Genomic DNA, 13,649 nt, shown 5'->3' on the forward strand with positions numbered 1-13,649 from the left:
ACCCCTGGATCACGGCAGGGAGGGAGCACGGCATGGAACCCCAGCACAGCGGCGCCGAGGTCATCGCGCGCATCCTGCACTTGTTCGAGTCCTTCGGCAGCCAGCCCTACGATGGCGGCCGGCGCGAATCGGTCAGCGCCCTGGCCCACGCGCTGCAATGCGCGCAACTGGCCGAATGGGCCGGCGCCGAGCCCGCGCTGGTGGCTGCCGCGCTGCTGCACGACATCGGCGATTTCGACGAGCGCGGCGCCGTGGGCAACGACAGCAGCGACAACGGCCACGAGACGCGTGCCCTGCCCTGGCTGCGACGCGCCTTCGGGCCCGACGTGCTGGAGCCGATCCGGCTGCATGTGGCGGCCAAGCGCTACCTGGTGGCCACCGAGCCGGGCTACCGGGACACGCTGTCACCGGCCTCGCTGCTGTCGCTGGAACTGCAGGGCGGTGCGATGAGCGACGCCGAGTGCGAGCACTTCGAGGCCGAGTCGCATGCACCGCAGGCGGTGATGCTGCGTCGCTGGGACGATGCCGCCAAGGAACCCGGCAAGCAGACGCCTTCACTGGACTACTACGCGGCGCTGCTGGACGAGGTGCACGAGCAGTCGCGGCCGGCGATCCGGCGCACCGTGGTGGGCGCGTTCGACGCCTGAGATTGCGCGCGGCGCCGCTACCAGCGCCGCGGCGCCACCAACGGCGGGTCCCAGCGGCCTTCGCGCAGCCAGCACTGCAGCAGCCTGTCGCCCCCGGCGGGCTGTGCCCAGTCCCACACGAGCTCCGGCGGGGCGACGCGCGTGCCGGCCCCCGCTTCGGGCATGGCACGCGCCAGGGCCATCACGAACTGCGCCACCTTGCCGGCACGAAGGGGTTGTTCGCGCTGCGGCACCATCCACTGCAGCTGGGACAGCAGCCCGTTCGCGAGACCCGACAACCACCGCGTCATTCGACTGTTAGCGCCCGCGGCTGCGCGGTCGCGTCCATCGGGTCCGCTACGGGTCGGTCGCACGATCACGAACTGCTCGAAGCCCAGTGCCGCCACCGCCTGTTCATCGAGGCTGGCCAGGCCCGCCTTGAGCGCCTGCGGCAGCAGCGACGGCGCATGGGGCATCACCAGCAGCAGCCGACGCACGCCCTGGCGCGGCAGCCAGCCGGCGAAGGCCGGCAGTTCGCCCGGGCGCGGGCGCAGGAAGGCCGCCTCGCGGCCATGGCGTGATCCCTCGCGGTCGAAGACGACGATGGCCGTGTCCGGCGCGGGCCGCAGCGCCGGCGTGTCGTCCAGGTGCGCCGGGTCCACCTGCACCGCGGCCAGGCCGCGCAGAGCCACTTCCAGCGGCTGGGTGACCAGGGCCGAGACACGTGGCCAGTGCGTCAGCGCCAGCGACTGCTCCAGCACGGCGGCGCCCAGCGGTCCGGCCGCACCCGCGACGACCAGATGGCCCGCGAACGTCCCATCGGGCCTGTGAGGGCGGTCCAGCCCGGCGCGCAGTGCATCGTTGAGCAGGGACATCGTGGCGACGGGGGTCGGGCCGGCCAGCGCGGCATCAGATCGGCCGGAACGCCTTCTTGCTGAAGTGCTCGCGCTGCGGCGGCTGTCGCAGCGGCGGCAGGTCCAGCAGCTCCTCGGGCATGCCGGTGTCGGGCAGCTGGTCGAGCAGGTGGCGGATCAGGGTGAGCCGGCCACGCCGCTGGTCGTTGAAGTCGACCAGGGCCCAGGGCGCATGCCGGGTGTGGGTGGCCTCCAGCATGCGGTCGCGCGCCTGGCCGTACTCGGCATACTTCTCGCGGGCCAGCAGGTCGATCGGTGACAGCTTCCAGCGCTTGAGCGGGTCGTTGCGGCGCTCGGCGAAGCGCTCCTCCTGCTTGTCCTGGTCGACCGTCAGCCAGTACTTGAACAGCAGCACGCCGTCTTCGACGAGCAGGCGCTCGAACACCGGGACCTGCTTCAGGAAGGCATCGACCTCCCGCTCGCTGCAGAAGCCCATCACCGCCTCGACGCCGGCGCGGTTGTACCAGCTGCGGTCGAACAGCACGATCTCCCCAGCGGCCGGCAGGTGCTGCACGTAGCGCTGGAAGTACCACTGGCTCTTCTCGCGGTCGCTGGGCTTGGGCAGCGCGACAGAGCGGCACTGCCGCGGGTTCAGTGTCTGCGCGATGGCCGCGATCACGCCGCCTTTGCCGGCAGTGTCGCGGCCTTCGATCAGCACGACCACGCGCTTGCCGGTGTGCTGCAGCCAGCGCGCGAGGTTGTTGAGCTCGAGCTCGAGGATGGCAAGCTTCTCGTAGTACTCGGCCTTGCCCATCCGGCTGGCCTTGTGCTCCTTCGCATCCTTGCCCTTGGCCTTTCCCATCGTCGTGCACCTCGCGTCGGTCGATCGACATCGAGTGTCGCGCAGAAAGGCGAACGCCCGCGCGCGGCGGGCGTTCCATGGGCGGCAGCAGCCGGGCGGCGGCTTACTTCTTGCGCAGCTTGGCGATCGCCGCGATCTGCGCAGCCATCATCGCGAACTCGCTCTGCGCCTTGGCGAAGTCGATGTCGCTCTTGGCGTTCTTCATCGCTTCCTCGGCCAGCTTCTTCGCCTCGTTGGCCTTGGCCTCGTCCAGGTCATGGCCGCGGATCGCGGTGTCGGCCAGCACGGTGACCGTGCCGGGCTGGACCTCGAGGATGCCGCCGGCGACGAAGACGAACTCTTCCTCACCGTTGTCAGCCCGCTCGATGCGCACCGCACCGGGGCGGATGCGGGTGATCAGCGGCGTGTGGCGCGGCAGGATGCCGAGCTCGCCGTTTTCGCCCGGCAGCGCGACGAACTTGGCCTCGCCCGAGAAGATCTGCTCTTCCGCGCTGACCACGTCGACGTGAATGGTTGCCATCGTCGGCTCCGGTTATTGGATCTTCTTCGCCTTTTCGAAGGCTTCGTCGATCGTGCCCACCATGTAGAAGGCCTGCTCGGGCAGGTGATCGCACTCGCCGTTGACGATCATCTTGAAGCCGCGGATGGTTTCCTTCAGCGGCACGTACTTGCCGGGCGTGCCGGTGAACACTTCGGCCACGTGGAAGGGCTGCGACAGGAAGCGCTGGATCTTGCGCGCGCGGGCCACGGCCAGCTTGTCTTCCGGCGACAGCTCGTCCATGCCCAGGATCGCGATGATGTCGCGCAGTTCCTTGTAGCGCTGCAGCGTGCCCTGCACCGAGCGGGTGGTGTTGTAGTGCTCTTCGCCGACCACGTTCGGGTCGATCTGGCGCGAGGTCGAGTCCAGCGGATCCACCGCGGGGTAGATGCCCAGCGCGGCGATGTCACGCGACAGCACGACGGTGGCGTCCAGGTGGGCGAAGGTCGTGGCGGGCGACGGGTCGGTCAGGTCATCCGCCGGCACGTACACGGCCTGGATCGAGGTGATCGAGCCGACCTTGGTGGACGTGATGCGTTCCTGCAGCCGGCCCATCTCCTCGGCCAGCGTCGGCTGGTAGCCCACAGCGGAGGGCATGCGGCCCAGCAGCGCGGACACTTCGGTACCGGCCAGCGTGTAGCGGTAGATGTTGTCGACGAAGAACAGCACGTCGCGGCCTTCATCGCGGAACGACTCGGCGATCGTCAGGCCGGTCAGCGCCACGCGTAGGCGGTTGCCCGGGGGCTCGTTCATCTGGCCGTACACCATCGCGACCTTGGACTCGGCCAGGTTCTCCTGGACCACGACCTTGGAGTCGGACATCTCGTGGTAGAAGTCGTTGCCCTCGCGGGTGCGCTCGCCGACGCCCGCGAACACCGACAGGCCCGAGTGCGCCTTCGCGATGTTGTTGATCAGCTCCATCATGTTCACGGTCTTGCCGACGCCGGCGCCGCCGAACAGACCCACCTTGCCGCCCTTGGCGAACGGGCAGATCAGGTCGATCACCTTGATGCCGGTTTCGAGCAGTTCCTGCGACGGGCTCAGCTCGTCGTAGGTCGGCGCCTTGCGGTGGATGGAAGCGGTGAGCGTCTGGTCGACCGGGCCGCGCTCGTCGATCGGGTTGCCCAGCACGTCCATGATGCGGCCCAGCGTGGCCTTGCCCACGGGCACCGTGATCGGGTGGCCGGTGTTGGTGACCATCAGGCCGCGGCGCAGGCCGTCCGACGAACCCAGCGCGATGGTGCGCACCACGCCGTCGCCCAGCTGCTGCTGCACTTCCAGCGTCAGCGGCGAGCCCTCGAGCTTCAGCGCGTCATAGACCTTGGGCATTTCATTGCGCGGGAACTCGACGTCCACGACCGCGCCAATGCACTGAACGATCTTGCCTTGTGCCATTTTCAAATCCTTCAAACAGTATTCGTTGCGCGGACCGGGATCAGCCGCTGATGGCGGCCGCGCCGCCGACGATCTCGGACAGTTCCTTCGTGATCGCCGCCTGGCGGGTCTTGTTGTAGACCAGCTTCAGTTCCGCGATCAGGTTGCCGGCGTTGTCGGTCGCCGCCTTCATCGCCACCATGCGGGCCGACTGCTCGGAGGCCATGTTCTCGGCCACCGCCTGGTAGACCAGCGCCTCGATGTAGCGCGTGAGCAGATCGTTGATGACGGTGGGCGCATCCGGCTCGTACAGGTAGTCCCAGCCGTACTGGGCCTTCTCGGCGGCCGTCTGCTGCAGGCGTTCGGCCGACAGCGGCAGCAGCTGCTCGATCACCGGCTCCTGCTTCATCGTGTTGATGAACTTCGTGTAGCACAGGTAGACCGCGTCGACCTTGCCTTCGACGAAGGCGTCCAGCATCACCTTGACCGGGCCGATCAGCTTTTCGAGCACCGGCGCGTCGCCGAGCTGCGTCACATGGCTCACCACCTTCGCACCGATGCGGTTCAGGAAGGTGAAGCCCTTGTTGCCAATGGCCACCGCCTGCGACTGCGAACCCGCGACCTGCAGGTCGCGGATCTTGTTGGTGACCGCGCGCAGCACGTTGGTGTTCAAGCCGCCGCACAGGCCCTTGTCGGTGGTGACGACGATGAAGCCACTGACCTTGGCATTGCCGCCGGCGCGCATGTAGGCCGACTTGTACTCGGGGTTGGCCTGCGACAGGTTGGCCGTGATGTTGCGGATCTTGTCCGCGTACGGCCGCGCATGGCGCATGCGGTCCTGCGCCTTGCGCATCTTCGAGGCCGAGACCATCTCCATGGCCTTGGTGATCTTCTTCGTGTTCTCGAAGCTCTTGATCTTGCCGCGGATCTCTTTACCGACCGCCATGACGGTGCTCCTTGTCTAGGCGTGCGGGATCAGGCGAAGGACTTCTTGAACGCGGCGATGGCGTTGGTCAGTTCTTCCTCGGCCGCCTTGTCCATCGCCTTGTCGTTCTCCAGCTTGGCCAGCAGCGCGGCGTGGCTGGACTTCAGGTGCTGGTGCAGGCCATGCTCGAAGGCCAGCACCTTCTTGACGTCGACGTTGTCCAGGAAGCCCTTGTTCACCGCGAACACCGAGGCCGCCATCAGGCTGATCGGCAGCGGCAGGTACTGCGCCTGCTTCAGCAGTTCGGTGACGCGGGCACCGCGGTCGAGCTGCTTGCGGGTGGCATCGTCCAGGTCGGACGCGAACTGCGCGAAGGCCGCCAGCTCGCGGTACTGCGCCAGGTCGGTACGGATACCGCCGGACAGGCTCTTGACCAGCTTGGTCTGCGCCGCAGAACCCACGCGCGACACCGAGATACCGGCGTTGATGGCGGGGCGGATGCCGCTGTTGAACAGCGAGGTCTCCAGGAAGATCTGGCCATCGGTGATCGAGATCACGTTGGTCGGCACGAACGCGGACACGTCGCCGGCCTGCGTCTCGATGATCGGCAGCGCGGTCAGCGAACCGGTCTTGCCCTTGACCTCACCCTTGGTGAAGGCCTCGACATACTCGGCGTTCACGCGCGCGGCGCGCTCGAGCAGACGGCTGTGGAGATAGAACACGTCGCCAGGGAAGGCTTCGCGGCCCGGCGGGCGACGCAGCAGCAGCGAAACCTGGCGGTACGCGACGGCCTGCTTGGACAGGTCGTCATAGATGATCAGCGCATCCTGGCCGCGGTCGCGGAAGTACTCGCCCATCGTGCAGCCGGAGTAGGCCGACACGTACTGCATCGCGGCCGATTCCGAAGCGCTGGCGGCGACGACGATGGTGTAGTCCATCGCACCGGCCTGCTCCAGCGCGCGCACCACGTTCTTGATCGACGAAGCCTTCTGGCCGATCGCGACGTAGACGCAGGTCATGTTCTGACCCTTCTGGTTGATGATCGTGTCGATCGCCACCGCGGTCTTGCCGGTCTGGCGGTCGCCGATGATCAGTTCGCGCTGGCCGCGGCCGATCGGCACCATCGTGTCGATACACTTCAGGCCCGTCTGCACCGGCTGGTCCACGCTCTTGCGCGCGATCACGCCCGGCGCGACCTTCTCGATCACGTCGGTCATCTTCGCGTTGATCGGACCCTTGCCGTCGATCGGCTGGCCCAGTGCGTTGACCACGCGGCCGATCAGCTCGGGGCCCACCGGCACTTCCAGGATGCGGCCCGTGCACTTGACGGTGTCGCCTTCGGAGATGTGCTCGTACTCGCCCAGAATCACCGCGCCGACCGAGTCGCGCTCGAGGTTCAACGCCAGGCCGTAGGTCGGCTGGCCGGCGGCGTTGGCCGGGAATTCCAGCATTTCGCCGGCCATCACCTCGGACAGGCCGTGCACGCGCACGATGCCGTCGGTGACGGACACCACGGTGCCCTGGTTCTTGATGTCGGCCGAAGCGCCAAGACCCTCGATGCGGCTCTTGATCAGTTCGGAAATCTCAGCGGGATTCAGTTGCATAGCTTTCTCCTAAGACGGCAAGTGAGCGACAAGGCCTCAAGCCGTCAGGGCGACCTTCATTTGTTCGAGACGGGCCTTGACCGAGGTGTCCAGCACTTCGTCGCCTACCACCACGCGGATGCCGCCGATCAGTTCGGGGTCGACCTCGACGGTGGCGTTGAGCTTGCGCCCGAAGCGCTTCTCCAGCGTCGCCACCACGTCGGCCAGCGCCGCGGCGTCGATCGGGAAGGCGCTGTAGACGGTGGCGTCCGAGCTGCCCGACTGTGCGTTGACCAGGGCCTTGAACTGCGCGGCAATCTCCGGCAGCGCGGCGAGCCGGCCGTTCTCGACCACCGTACCGACCAGGTTCGACACCTTGGCGTCGAGCGGGGTCTTGGCGGCCTGCGTCACCACCGCCACGATGTCGGCGGGCGCAATCTTCGGGTTGTCGGCGAACTGGCGCAGCTCGGCGTTGGCAGCCACGGCGGCCAGCGCATCGGTCTGGCCGGTCAGCGCGGCGGCCTGGCTGCCGGCGGCCTTGAACAAGGCCTCGGCGTACGGGCGGGCGATGGTGGCGAGCTCGGCCATGATCAGAGTTCCGCCTTCAGGCGGCCCAGCAGCTCGGCATGCACGCCGGCATTGACCTCGCGGCGGAGAATCTGTTCGGCGCCCTTGACGGCAAGGCCGGCCACCTGCTCGCGCAGCGCTTCGCGGGCCTTGACGGATTCCTGCTCGGCTTCTGCCTTGGCGGCGGCGATGATCTTCGCGCCCTCTTCGGCGGCGCGCGTCTTGGCCTCTTCGACCATCGACTGCGCCAGACGCTCGGCATCGGCCAGGCGCTTGGCGGCGTCGTCCTTGGCGGCCGACAGCTCGCTTTGAATGCGCTTCTCGGCGGCGGCCGAATCGGCCTTGGCCTTGTCGGCGGCGGACAGGCCGTCGGCGATCTTCTTCGCGCGCTCGTCGAGCGCTGCGGTGATCGGCGGCCAGACAAACTTCATCGTGAACCAGACCAGGATCAGGAACACGATCATCTGGACGATGAGGGTACCGGTGATGCTCACGTTATTGCCTCAATCACGGTGACGGGGATGGATGGCGAGGGGCGCTTCGCAGCGCCCCTGACCTCACACAACGAGCCGGATTTACTTGGCGGCAACGGCGGCCAACTGGCCCAGGAACGGGTTGGCGGTGGCGAACCACAGCGCGACACCGGTACCGATGATGAACGACGCGTCGATCAGGCCGACCAGCAGGAACATCTTGGTCTGCAGTTCGCCCATCAGTTCGGGCTGGCGGGCGGCGGACTCGAGGTACTTGCTACCCATGATGCCGATGCCGACGCAAGCGCCCAGCGCGCCCAGACCGATGATCAGGCCAGCGGCGAGAGCGACAAAGCTGATGACTTCCATGATGACTCCTAGTCAGATTGAGGTTGTGTGAAGGGAAAGGAAAAACGAAAACCGCGAGGGAGAGCAGCCCGCGTCAATGCGCGTCATGCGCCTGGCCGACATACACCAGCGTCAGCATCATGAACACGAAAGCCTGCAGCGTGATGATCAGGATGTGGAAGATGGCCCACACCGATCCCAGGATGACGTGACCCAACGCGAGGGCCACGCCAAGCGCCGACGCCGACCAGGCACCGCCCAGCAGCGCGATCAGCAGGAAGATCAGCTCGCCCGCATACATGTTGCCGAACAGCCGCATGCCATGCGAAATGGTCTTGGCGACGAACTCGACGATCTGCATCGCGAAGTTGAACGGGTACAGCGCCCAGTGATCGCCAAAGGGGGCGGCGAACAGCTCATGCACCCAGCCGCCGATGCCCTTGATCTTGACGTTGTAGACCAGGCAGACGATCAGCACCGAGACCGACAGGCCCATCGTCACCGACAGGTCGGCGGTGGGCACGACACGCAGGTAGGCGTGGTGCGGGTCACCGCCGGTGGCGCCGACGATCTTTTCCCAGATGAAGGGCAGCAGGTCGACCGGCAGCAGGTCCATCGCATTCATCAGGAAGATCCAGACGAACACGGTGAGCGCCAGCGGGGACACCAGCTTGCGGCTCTTGGCGTTGTGAACGATGCCCTTGGCCTGGCTGTCGACCATCTCGACCAGGAGTTCGACCGCCGCCTGAAAGCGGCCGGGCACGCCCGAGGTGGCCTTGCGTGCGGCGCGCCACAGCAGGAAGCAGCCGAGCACGCCCACCAGGATCGCGAAGAACATCGAGTCCCAGGCGACCACGGAAAAGTCGACCGGACCGTGGAGTTCCTTGTTGCGCAAGTGGGTCAGGTGGTGAACGATGTACTCACCGGCGGTGGGTCCGTGCGCCGCCGCGGCGTGGGCTTCTGCTGCCATCTTGTTTCGTCTCGATCAGTTCAGTTCGTTCGCCGGCCGCGCCACAGCAGCGCCACCGCATACACCTTGATGCACAGCACCAGACCCACCAGCAATGCCGGCCAGACCAGGGGCTGTACGACCCGGTTCGCGATGACCAGCATCGCGATGGAAAAGACTATCTTCACCGACTCCCATAACAACACGCTGACGGCTGACACGGCCGGTGCGGTGCTGGAAAGTCGACTGGTCATGCCGCGCGCCATCAAGGCCCCCGGCACCACCACCGTGGCCGCGCCGTACAGCAGCGACCACGCCACCTCGTTCCTCCCGGTGAGCAGACCACCCAACAGGGCAGCCACCACACCGACCACGGCTTGCGCCATGACGACCCGCCAGGGTGAAACCGGCGGTTCCTTCGCCCTCAAAGCGGCTGCTTCTTCTCGGCTCAGCCTCTTGAAGGACGCGTCTGCCGCCTCATCTTCTGTCTGCCACGGGTCTTGCCCTGCCGCCTGTGGCGCTTGGCCCGTTACTGTCATGGGCCGGGGGGACATCGTGGTTACGCTCGGTTTCGGCAAACCGCAGGAGTATACGTGGAAACCCGTGCGGCTCTCCAGCCCCCGGCGTGGCCCCGGCTACAGCCTGGCAAATTGAACCGGTAGGCCCGGCACCGCCACCCGCAGCTGCAGCACGCAGCCCGCCAGCGGCTGCTGCGCGAGTTCGTCGGCGGGCCGTTTCTCGCGCGCGGTGGTGATGTACAGCGTCTTCAGGTCCGCTCCGCCGAAGCACGGCATCGTCGGGCAGCGCACCGGTAGCGGCAGTTCGACCAACAGTTCGCCCTGCGGAGACAGCCGCAGCAGGCGCTGGCCCTCGAACATGGCGCACCAGTAAGCCCCTTCGCTGTCGACCGCCGCGCCGTCGGGCCGACCGCCATAACTCGCCAAGGACTCGCCCGCGGCGCGCGGCGGGAACTGCCGGAACAGCCGGCGCCGGCTCAGCGAGCCGTCTTGCGCATCGACATCGAAGGCCTGCACCGCATGCGCCTTGGTGTCGGACCAGTACAGCGTGCGGCCGTCGGGACTGAAGCCCAGCCCGTTGCTGACCGTGATGCCCTCGGCCATGCGCTCGATGCGGCCGCGCGCGTAGCGGTACAGCGCCGCTTCCGGCTCGCGCCGGTCGTCCAGCGTGCCGACCCAGAAGCGGCCCTGCGCATCGGCCTTGCCGTCGTTGAAGCGCTGGCGCGCCGGGTCGTAGGGCGGTGGCGCCACCTGGCTGCGCACACCCGACTGCGGGTCGAAGCGCCACAGCCCGTCGCGCATCGCGATCAGCAGGCCGCCATCGAGCAGCGGCGCGCAGCTGCCGGGCTCGGTGTCGAAGCCCCACTGGTCGTGCTGCTGGCTGCGCGGGTCGAAGGCATTGAGGCGGCGCCCTGGAATGTCGACCCAGTACAGGCGCTGCTCGTCCGGGTGCCAGAACGGCGACTCGCCGAGGATCGAAGGAGGCACCGGCAAGGCCTCGATAGCGCCGGAAGTGAGCGACATGTCGGGAGATCCGTGAAGGGATCTCAGATTGTGGCGACTTCCAGTTTCACCCACGCATCAAGCGACTGGCCGGGCTCGAGCCTGCGCAGGCCCTGGCTCGCCGGCTCGGCGTTGTGGATCGCGTTGCCGACATGGCTGACCGGTTCGACGCAGAAGAAGTCCTTGTCGACCGGCGTGTAGACCATCAGGTAGCGCAGCGACGAGCTCAGCCGCAGCGAGAACTTCTCGTCGCGGATGCGTGCTGCGCCCTGCCAGCCTTCGAAGCAATGGTCGAACGCCAGGTGGGCGATGTCGCCGTCGATGCCGGGCTGGGCCTGCTGGCGCGTCGGCAGCTGGTTGGCGTCGGTCTCCCAGCGCGCCGCCACCTCGGCATGCAGCCGGCTGCGCGAGCGTCTCGGGAAATACGGGTGCCAGCCCAGGCCCATCGGCTGCGGCCGCGCATCGGTGTTGGTGACCGCCAGGTGCAACTCCAGCCCGCCCGGCGTGAGCACCACGCGCTGGGCGATCGTGAACGCGAAGGGCCAGTCGGCGTCGGCCACATGGGCGTAGTGCAGTTCCACGTCGCCCTCGCGCTGCGCGGTCACCTGCCAGGGGCGCTGCCAGGCCACGCCATGCATCGGATGGGGCGAGCCCGGATAGTTCAGCCGCAGGGTGTGGTCCTGACCCTGCCAGCGGAAGCGGCCAAAGCCGATGCGGTTGCTGTACGGTGCCATCACGAAGCCGCCACTGGCGCCGGGCGCGTCCAGCGCCCCCGCCTCGCCGCTGCGCAGCACCGGAACGCCGCGATGCCAGAGGCCCGCGATCGCGCCGCCAAGATCGGGGCGCAGCGCCAGTGTCAAGTCACCCGCCTGCAGTTCGACGGGGGTGGGGTGGTCGCTCATCGGTGCTCGCTGCCAGTCTCGAGGGGTTGAAGAATCATCGTCAGCCGGCACCGTCGGTGTGGGTGCCGTGGCTGAGCGTGTGCACATGGCCGCTGCCCTCCTGGGTGCGCAGCGCCCGCAGCGTAGCCGCCGCACCTTGCATCACCAGGCTCAGGTCGGCGGCCACCGCCATGTAGTCGAAGGCCAGCGCACGGAAGCGCGTGGCGCTGTCCTGCGTCAGCGTCAGCGTGCCGATCGGCATGCCGACGGCACGGGCCCGGCGCACCGCCTCGGCCATCAGGGCCAGCACGCGGGGGTGCGTGGACTGCCCAGGCACCCCCCAGGCTGCCGGCCAGGTCTGCCGGCCCGAGGAACAGCGCATCGACGCCCGGCACAGCGGCGATCGCCTCCAGCTGCTCGACCGCCTGCGCGGTCTCGATCTGCAGGATCACGCCGATGTGCTGGTTGGCGGTCTGCAGGAAGTTCGGCGTGGTGCCGAAGCGCGAGGCGCGGCTCATGCCGGCCATGCCGCGGATGCCCTCGGGCGGGAAGCGCGTGGCGGCCACCGCGCGGCGCGCCTCGTCGGCGTTCTGCACGAAGGGGAACAGCACCGTCGTCGCGCCGGCATCGAGCACGCGTTTGACCATCACCGCGTCGTTCCACGGCACGCGCACCACCGGCAGCATGCGGGTGTTGCCCACCGCCTGCAGCATGTGCATGACGCCCATCATCTCCAGCGGCGTGTGCTCCATGTCGATCACGCCCCAGTCGAAGCCGGCATGGCCGATGGCCTCGGCGACAAGGGCGCTGGCCGACATGATCCATGTGCCCAGCGGGGGCTGGCCGCCGGCGGTCTTCAGCAGTCTGCGGAAAGCATTCATGCGACCCTCCTGGTCACCCGAGGTCGGCCTTCAGGTAGTGCGCGCCGGGAATCGGGTTGAAGTAGTACGGCGGGATCTCGGCGAAGCCCAATGATTCGTACAGGCCGCGCGCGGCCTCCATGTCGTCCAGCGTGTCGAGCAGCATCGCCGAATAGCCGGCCTCGGTGGCGCGGTCCATCAGCGCCTGCGCGAGGAGGCGGCCCAGGCCGAAGCGGCGAAAGGCACGGCGCACGTAGAGCCGCTTCATTTCGCAGGCGTTGGCGTAGTCCACCTCGCGCAGCGGCCGCAGCCCGCCGCAGCCGGCGAGCTCGTCGTCGACGAAGGCCAGCAGCAGCGCGCCCTGCGGCGCGGCGTAGTCGCCGGGCAGCGCGGCCAGTTCGTCCTCGAAGTTCTGGAAGCACAGGTCCACGCCCAGGCCCTGCGCGTACTCGCGAAAGATCTCGCGCGTGGCGTCCAGCAGCGCGGGGGTATCGGGCGCCTGCAGGCGGATGGCGGGCGAGGACATCAAGGCAGGAGGTCCGGAAAGGTCGCGACGGGGCTGATCATGCACCGATGCGGTCAGCCACCGAGCTTTGCGATCCACATCGACAAGCCCGCGCAGGCCGCGACCAAGGCCAGCGCCAGCAGGCGCGTGCGCGGCGAATCGGACGAGGCGGGCACGCCAGGCGGCAGCGGCTTGTCACCACTGAGCATCGGCCCGACCAGGTTGTTGCCGCGCAGCCGGTAGCTGACGATGGCCGCCACGTGCAGCACGACCAGGCCGATGATGAGCCACTGCCCCCAGCCCTTGTGCCAGGCGGTGGCCTGGAGCCCGGTGGCGCTGGCGACGAAGCGGTTCAGCGGCCCGGTGGTGGCGATCTCGTCGTCGGCCACCAGGCCGGTGGCCACCTGGATCGCCAGGATGCCGATCATCGCCATCACGGAGAACGCGCCGAGCGGGTTGTGGCCGACCTCGAAATGGTCGTCGGCACGGTGGTCGCCGCGCAGGTAGCGCAGCACCGTGCCCGGCATGCGCAGGAAGCTGCCGAAGCGCGACCAGTGCCCGCCAACGAAGCCCCAGAGCACCCGGAACACCAGCAGCGCCAGCACCAGCAGGCCCAGGCGCATGTGCCAGGCCATCGCCGCACCGCCGACCTTGGCCGTGACCACCAGCGCGATCACCGCGCCAGCCAGCAGCCAATGGAAGCAGCGCGTGGGCAGGTCCCACACGCGCACGGGGCGCAGGTCGGCAGGTTCGGTCATGCGGTGATCGGGCACGGGCGGGCTGG

At 68.0% G+C, this 13,649-nt stretch carries 17 protein-coding genes and 1 pseudogene; 1 reads left to right on the forward strand and 17 read right to left on the reverse strand.

Going from position 1 to position 13,649, the window contains the following annotated elements:
- Positions 1-32: 32 nt before the first annotated feature.
- A complete protein-coding gene (locus tag ACILR4_RS09310; protein ID WP_395700570.1) occupies positions 33-647 on the forward strand; it encodes an HD domain-containing protein in 615 nt (204 codons plus the stop codon).
- A 17-nt stretch (positions 648-664) separates the two neighbouring features.
- On the opposite strand, the gene ACILR4_RS09315 is transcribed toward ACILR4_RS09310, so the two are convergent.
- The 17 genes and pseudogenes from ACILR4_RS09315 to ACILR4_RS09395 form a co-directional block, all read right to left on the reverse strand.
- Positions 665-1,501: a hypothetical protein gene (locus ACILR4_RS09315; protein WP_395700571.1), complete on the reverse strand. Its 837-nt coding sequence runs from the start codon at positions 1,499-1,501 to the stop codon at positions 665-667.
- 34 nt (positions 1,502-1,535) lie between these two features.
- Positions 1,536-2,342 (reverse strand): polyphosphate kinase 2, encoded by an 807-nt coding sequence (gene ppk2 / locus ACILR4_RS09320; RefSeq protein ID WP_395700572.1) that lies wholly within the window; start codon positions 2,340-2,342, stop codon positions 1,536-1,538.
- Positions 2,343-2,445: 103 nt separating this feature from the next.
- Positions 2,446-2,862 carry a F0F1 ATP synthase subunit epsilon gene (locus tag ACILR4_RS09325; protein ID WP_395700573.1) on the reverse strand — a complete coding sequence of 139 codons (417 nt, stop codon included), beginning with the start codon at positions 2,860-2,862 and terminating at the stop codon, positions 2,446-2,448.
- Positions 2,863-2,874: 12 nt separating this feature from the next.
- Complete coding sequence (atpD, locus tag ACILR4_RS09330) at positions 2,875-4,275, reverse strand: F0F1 ATP synthase subunit beta (RefSeq protein WP_395700574.1); 1,401 nt, start codon at positions 4,273-4,275, stop codon at positions 2,875-2,877.
- A gap of 40 nt (positions 4,276-4,315) precedes the next feature.
- The gene (gene atpG, locus ACILR4_RS09335) at positions 4,316-5,200 is read right to left on the reverse strand and encodes a F0F1 ATP synthase subunit gamma (RefSeq protein ID WP_395700575.1); all 885 of its coding nucleotides are present in this window, start codon (positions 5,198-5,200) and stop codon (positions 4,316-4,318) included.
- A gap of 29 nt (positions 5,201-5,229) precedes the next feature.
- On the reverse strand, positions 5,230-6,783 hold the full coding sequence (gene atpA / locus ACILR4_RS09340) for a F0F1 ATP synthase subunit alpha (RefSeq protein WP_395700576.1): 1,554 nt from the start codon (positions 6,781-6,783) through the stop codon (positions 5,230-5,232).
- Positions 6,784-6,819: 36 nt separating this feature from the next.
- Positions 6,820-7,350, reverse strand: coding sequence for a F0F1 ATP synthase subunit delta (locus tag ACILR4_RS09345; protein ID WP_395700577.1), 531 nt, complete (start codon positions 7,348-7,350; stop codon positions 6,820-6,822).
- A 2-nt stretch (positions 7,351-7,352) separates the two neighbouring features.
- On the reverse strand, positions 7,353-7,823 hold the full coding sequence (locus tag ACILR4_RS09350) for a F0F1 ATP synthase subunit B (RefSeq protein WP_395700578.1): 471 nt from the start codon (positions 7,821-7,823) through the stop codon (positions 7,353-7,355).
- An 81-nt stretch (positions 7,824-7,904) separates the two neighbouring features.
- Positions 7,905-8,171: a F0F1 ATP synthase subunit C gene (gene atpE, locus ACILR4_RS09355; protein WP_395700579.1), complete on the reverse strand. Its 267-nt coding sequence runs from the start codon at positions 8,169-8,171 to the stop codon at positions 7,905-7,907.
- A 73-nt stretch (positions 8,172-8,244) separates the two neighbouring features.
- Positions 8,245-9,120, reverse strand: a complete 876-nt coding sequence (gene atpB / locus ACILR4_RS09360; protein ID WP_395700580.1) for a F0F1 ATP synthase subunit A — start codon at positions 9,118-9,120, stop codon at positions 8,245-8,247.
- A gap of 20 nt (positions 9,121-9,140) precedes the next feature.
- Positions 9,141-9,485 carry an ATP synthase subunit I gene (locus ACILR4_RS09365; RefSeq protein WP_395700581.1) on the reverse strand — a complete coding sequence of 115 codons (345 nt, stop codon included), beginning with the start codon at positions 9,483-9,485 and terminating at the stop codon, positions 9,141-9,143.
- A 249-nt stretch (positions 9,486-9,734) separates the two neighbouring features.
- The gene (locus tag ACILR4_RS09370; protein ID WP_395700582.1) at positions 9,735-10,640 is read right to left on the reverse strand and encodes an SMP-30/gluconolactonase/LRE family protein; all 906 of its coding nucleotides are present in this window, start codon (positions 10,638-10,640) and stop codon (positions 9,735-9,737) included.
- A gap of 23 nt (positions 10,641-10,663) precedes the next feature.
- A complete protein-coding gene (locus ACILR4_RS09375; protein WP_395700583.1) occupies positions 10,664-11,521 on the reverse strand; it encodes an aldose 1-epimerase in 858 nt (285 codons plus the stop codon).
- Between the two features lie 40 nt (positions 11,522-11,561).
- Positions 11,562-11,810 carry a hypothetical protein gene (locus ACILR4_RS09380; protein ID WP_395700610.1) on the reverse strand — a complete coding sequence of 83 codons (249 nt, stop codon included), beginning with the start codon at positions 11,808-11,810 and terminating at the stop codon, positions 11,562-11,564.
- 73 nt (positions 11,811-11,883) lie between these two features.
- Positions 11,884-12,381 (reverse strand): annotated as a pseudogene (locus ACILR4_RS09385) (HpcH/HpaI aldolase family protein); the annotation flags it as partial.
- 13 nt (positions 12,382-12,394) lie between these two features.
- Positions 12,395-12,886: a GNAT family N-acetyltransferase gene (locus ACILR4_RS09390; protein WP_395700584.1), complete on the reverse strand. Its 492-nt coding sequence runs from the start codon at positions 12,884-12,886 to the stop codon at positions 12,395-12,397.
- 53 nt (positions 12,887-12,939) lie between these two features.
- Entirely contained in the window at positions 12,940-13,623 is a 684-nt protein-coding gene (locus ACILR4_RS09395; RefSeq protein WP_395700585.1) for a cytochrome b/b6 domain-containing protein, read from the reverse strand.
- Positions 13,624-13,649: the final 26 nt, after the last annotated feature.

This window comes from Aquabacterium sp. (genome assembly GCF_044226965.1).
In the GTDB taxonomy this organism is placed as follows: domain Bacteria; phylum Pseudomonadota; class Gammaproteobacteria; order Burkholderiales; family Burkholderiaceae_C; genus Pseudaquabacterium.

Coding starts and splice junctions, on each gene's coding strand:
- atpD (WP_395700574.1), bottom strand. CDS start 4,275: ATGGCACAAGGCAAGATCGTTCAGTGCATTGGCGCGGTCGTGGACGTC.
- ACILR4_RS09365 (WP_395700581.1), bottom strand. CDS start 9,485: ATGGCGCAAGCCGTGGTCGGTGTGGTGGCTGCCCTGTTGGGTGGTCTG.
- ppk2 (WP_395700572.1), bottom strand. CDS start 2,342: ATGGGAAAGGCCAAGGGCAAGGATGCGAAGGAGCACAAGGCCAGCCGG.
- ACILR4_RS09370 (WP_395700582.1), bottom strand. CDS start 10,640: ATGTCGCTCACTTCCGGCGCTATCGAGGCCTTGCCGGTGCCTCCTTCG.
- ACILR4_RS09325 (WP_395700573.1), bottom strand. CDS start 2,862: ATGGCAACCATTCACGTCGACGTGGTCAGCGCGGAAGAGCAGATCTTC.
- atpB (WP_395700580.1), bottom strand. CDS start 9,120: ATGGCAGCAGAAGCCCACGCCGCGGCGGCGCACGGACCCACCGCCGGT.
- ACILR4_RS09315 (WP_395700571.1), bottom strand. CDS start 1,501: ATGTCCCTGCTCAACGATGCACTGCGCGCCGGGCTGGACCGCCCTCAC.
- atpE (WP_395700579.1), bottom strand. CDS start 8,171: ATGGAAGTCATCAGCTTTGTCGCTCTCGCCGCTGGCCTGATCATCGGT.
- ACILR4_RS09310 (WP_395700570.1), top strand. CDS start 33: ATGGAACCCCAGCACAGCGGCGCCGAGGTCATCGCGCGCATCCTGCAC.
- ACILR4_RS09395 (WP_395700585.1), bottom strand. CDS start 13,623: ATGACCGAACCTGCCGACCTGCGCCCCGTGCGCGTGTGGGACCTGCCC.
- atpG (WP_395700575.1), bottom strand. CDS start 5,200: ATGGCGGTCGGTAAAGAGATCCGCGGCAAGATCAAGAGCTTCGAGAAC.
- ACILR4_RS09345 (WP_395700577.1), bottom strand. CDS start 7,350: ATGGCCGAGCTCGCCACCATCGCCCGCCCGTACGCCGAGGCCTTGTTC.
- ACILR4_RS09375 (WP_395700583.1), bottom strand. CDS start 11,521: ATGAGCGACCACCCCACCCCCGTCGAACTGCAGGCGGGTGACTTGACA.
- atpA (WP_395700576.1), bottom strand. CDS start 6,783: ATGCAACTGAATCCCGCTGAGATTTCCGAACTGATCAAGAGCCGCATC.
- ACILR4_RS09390 (WP_395700584.1), bottom strand. CDS start 12,886: ATGTCCTCGCCCGCCATCCGCCTGCAGGCGCCCGATACCCCCGCGCTG.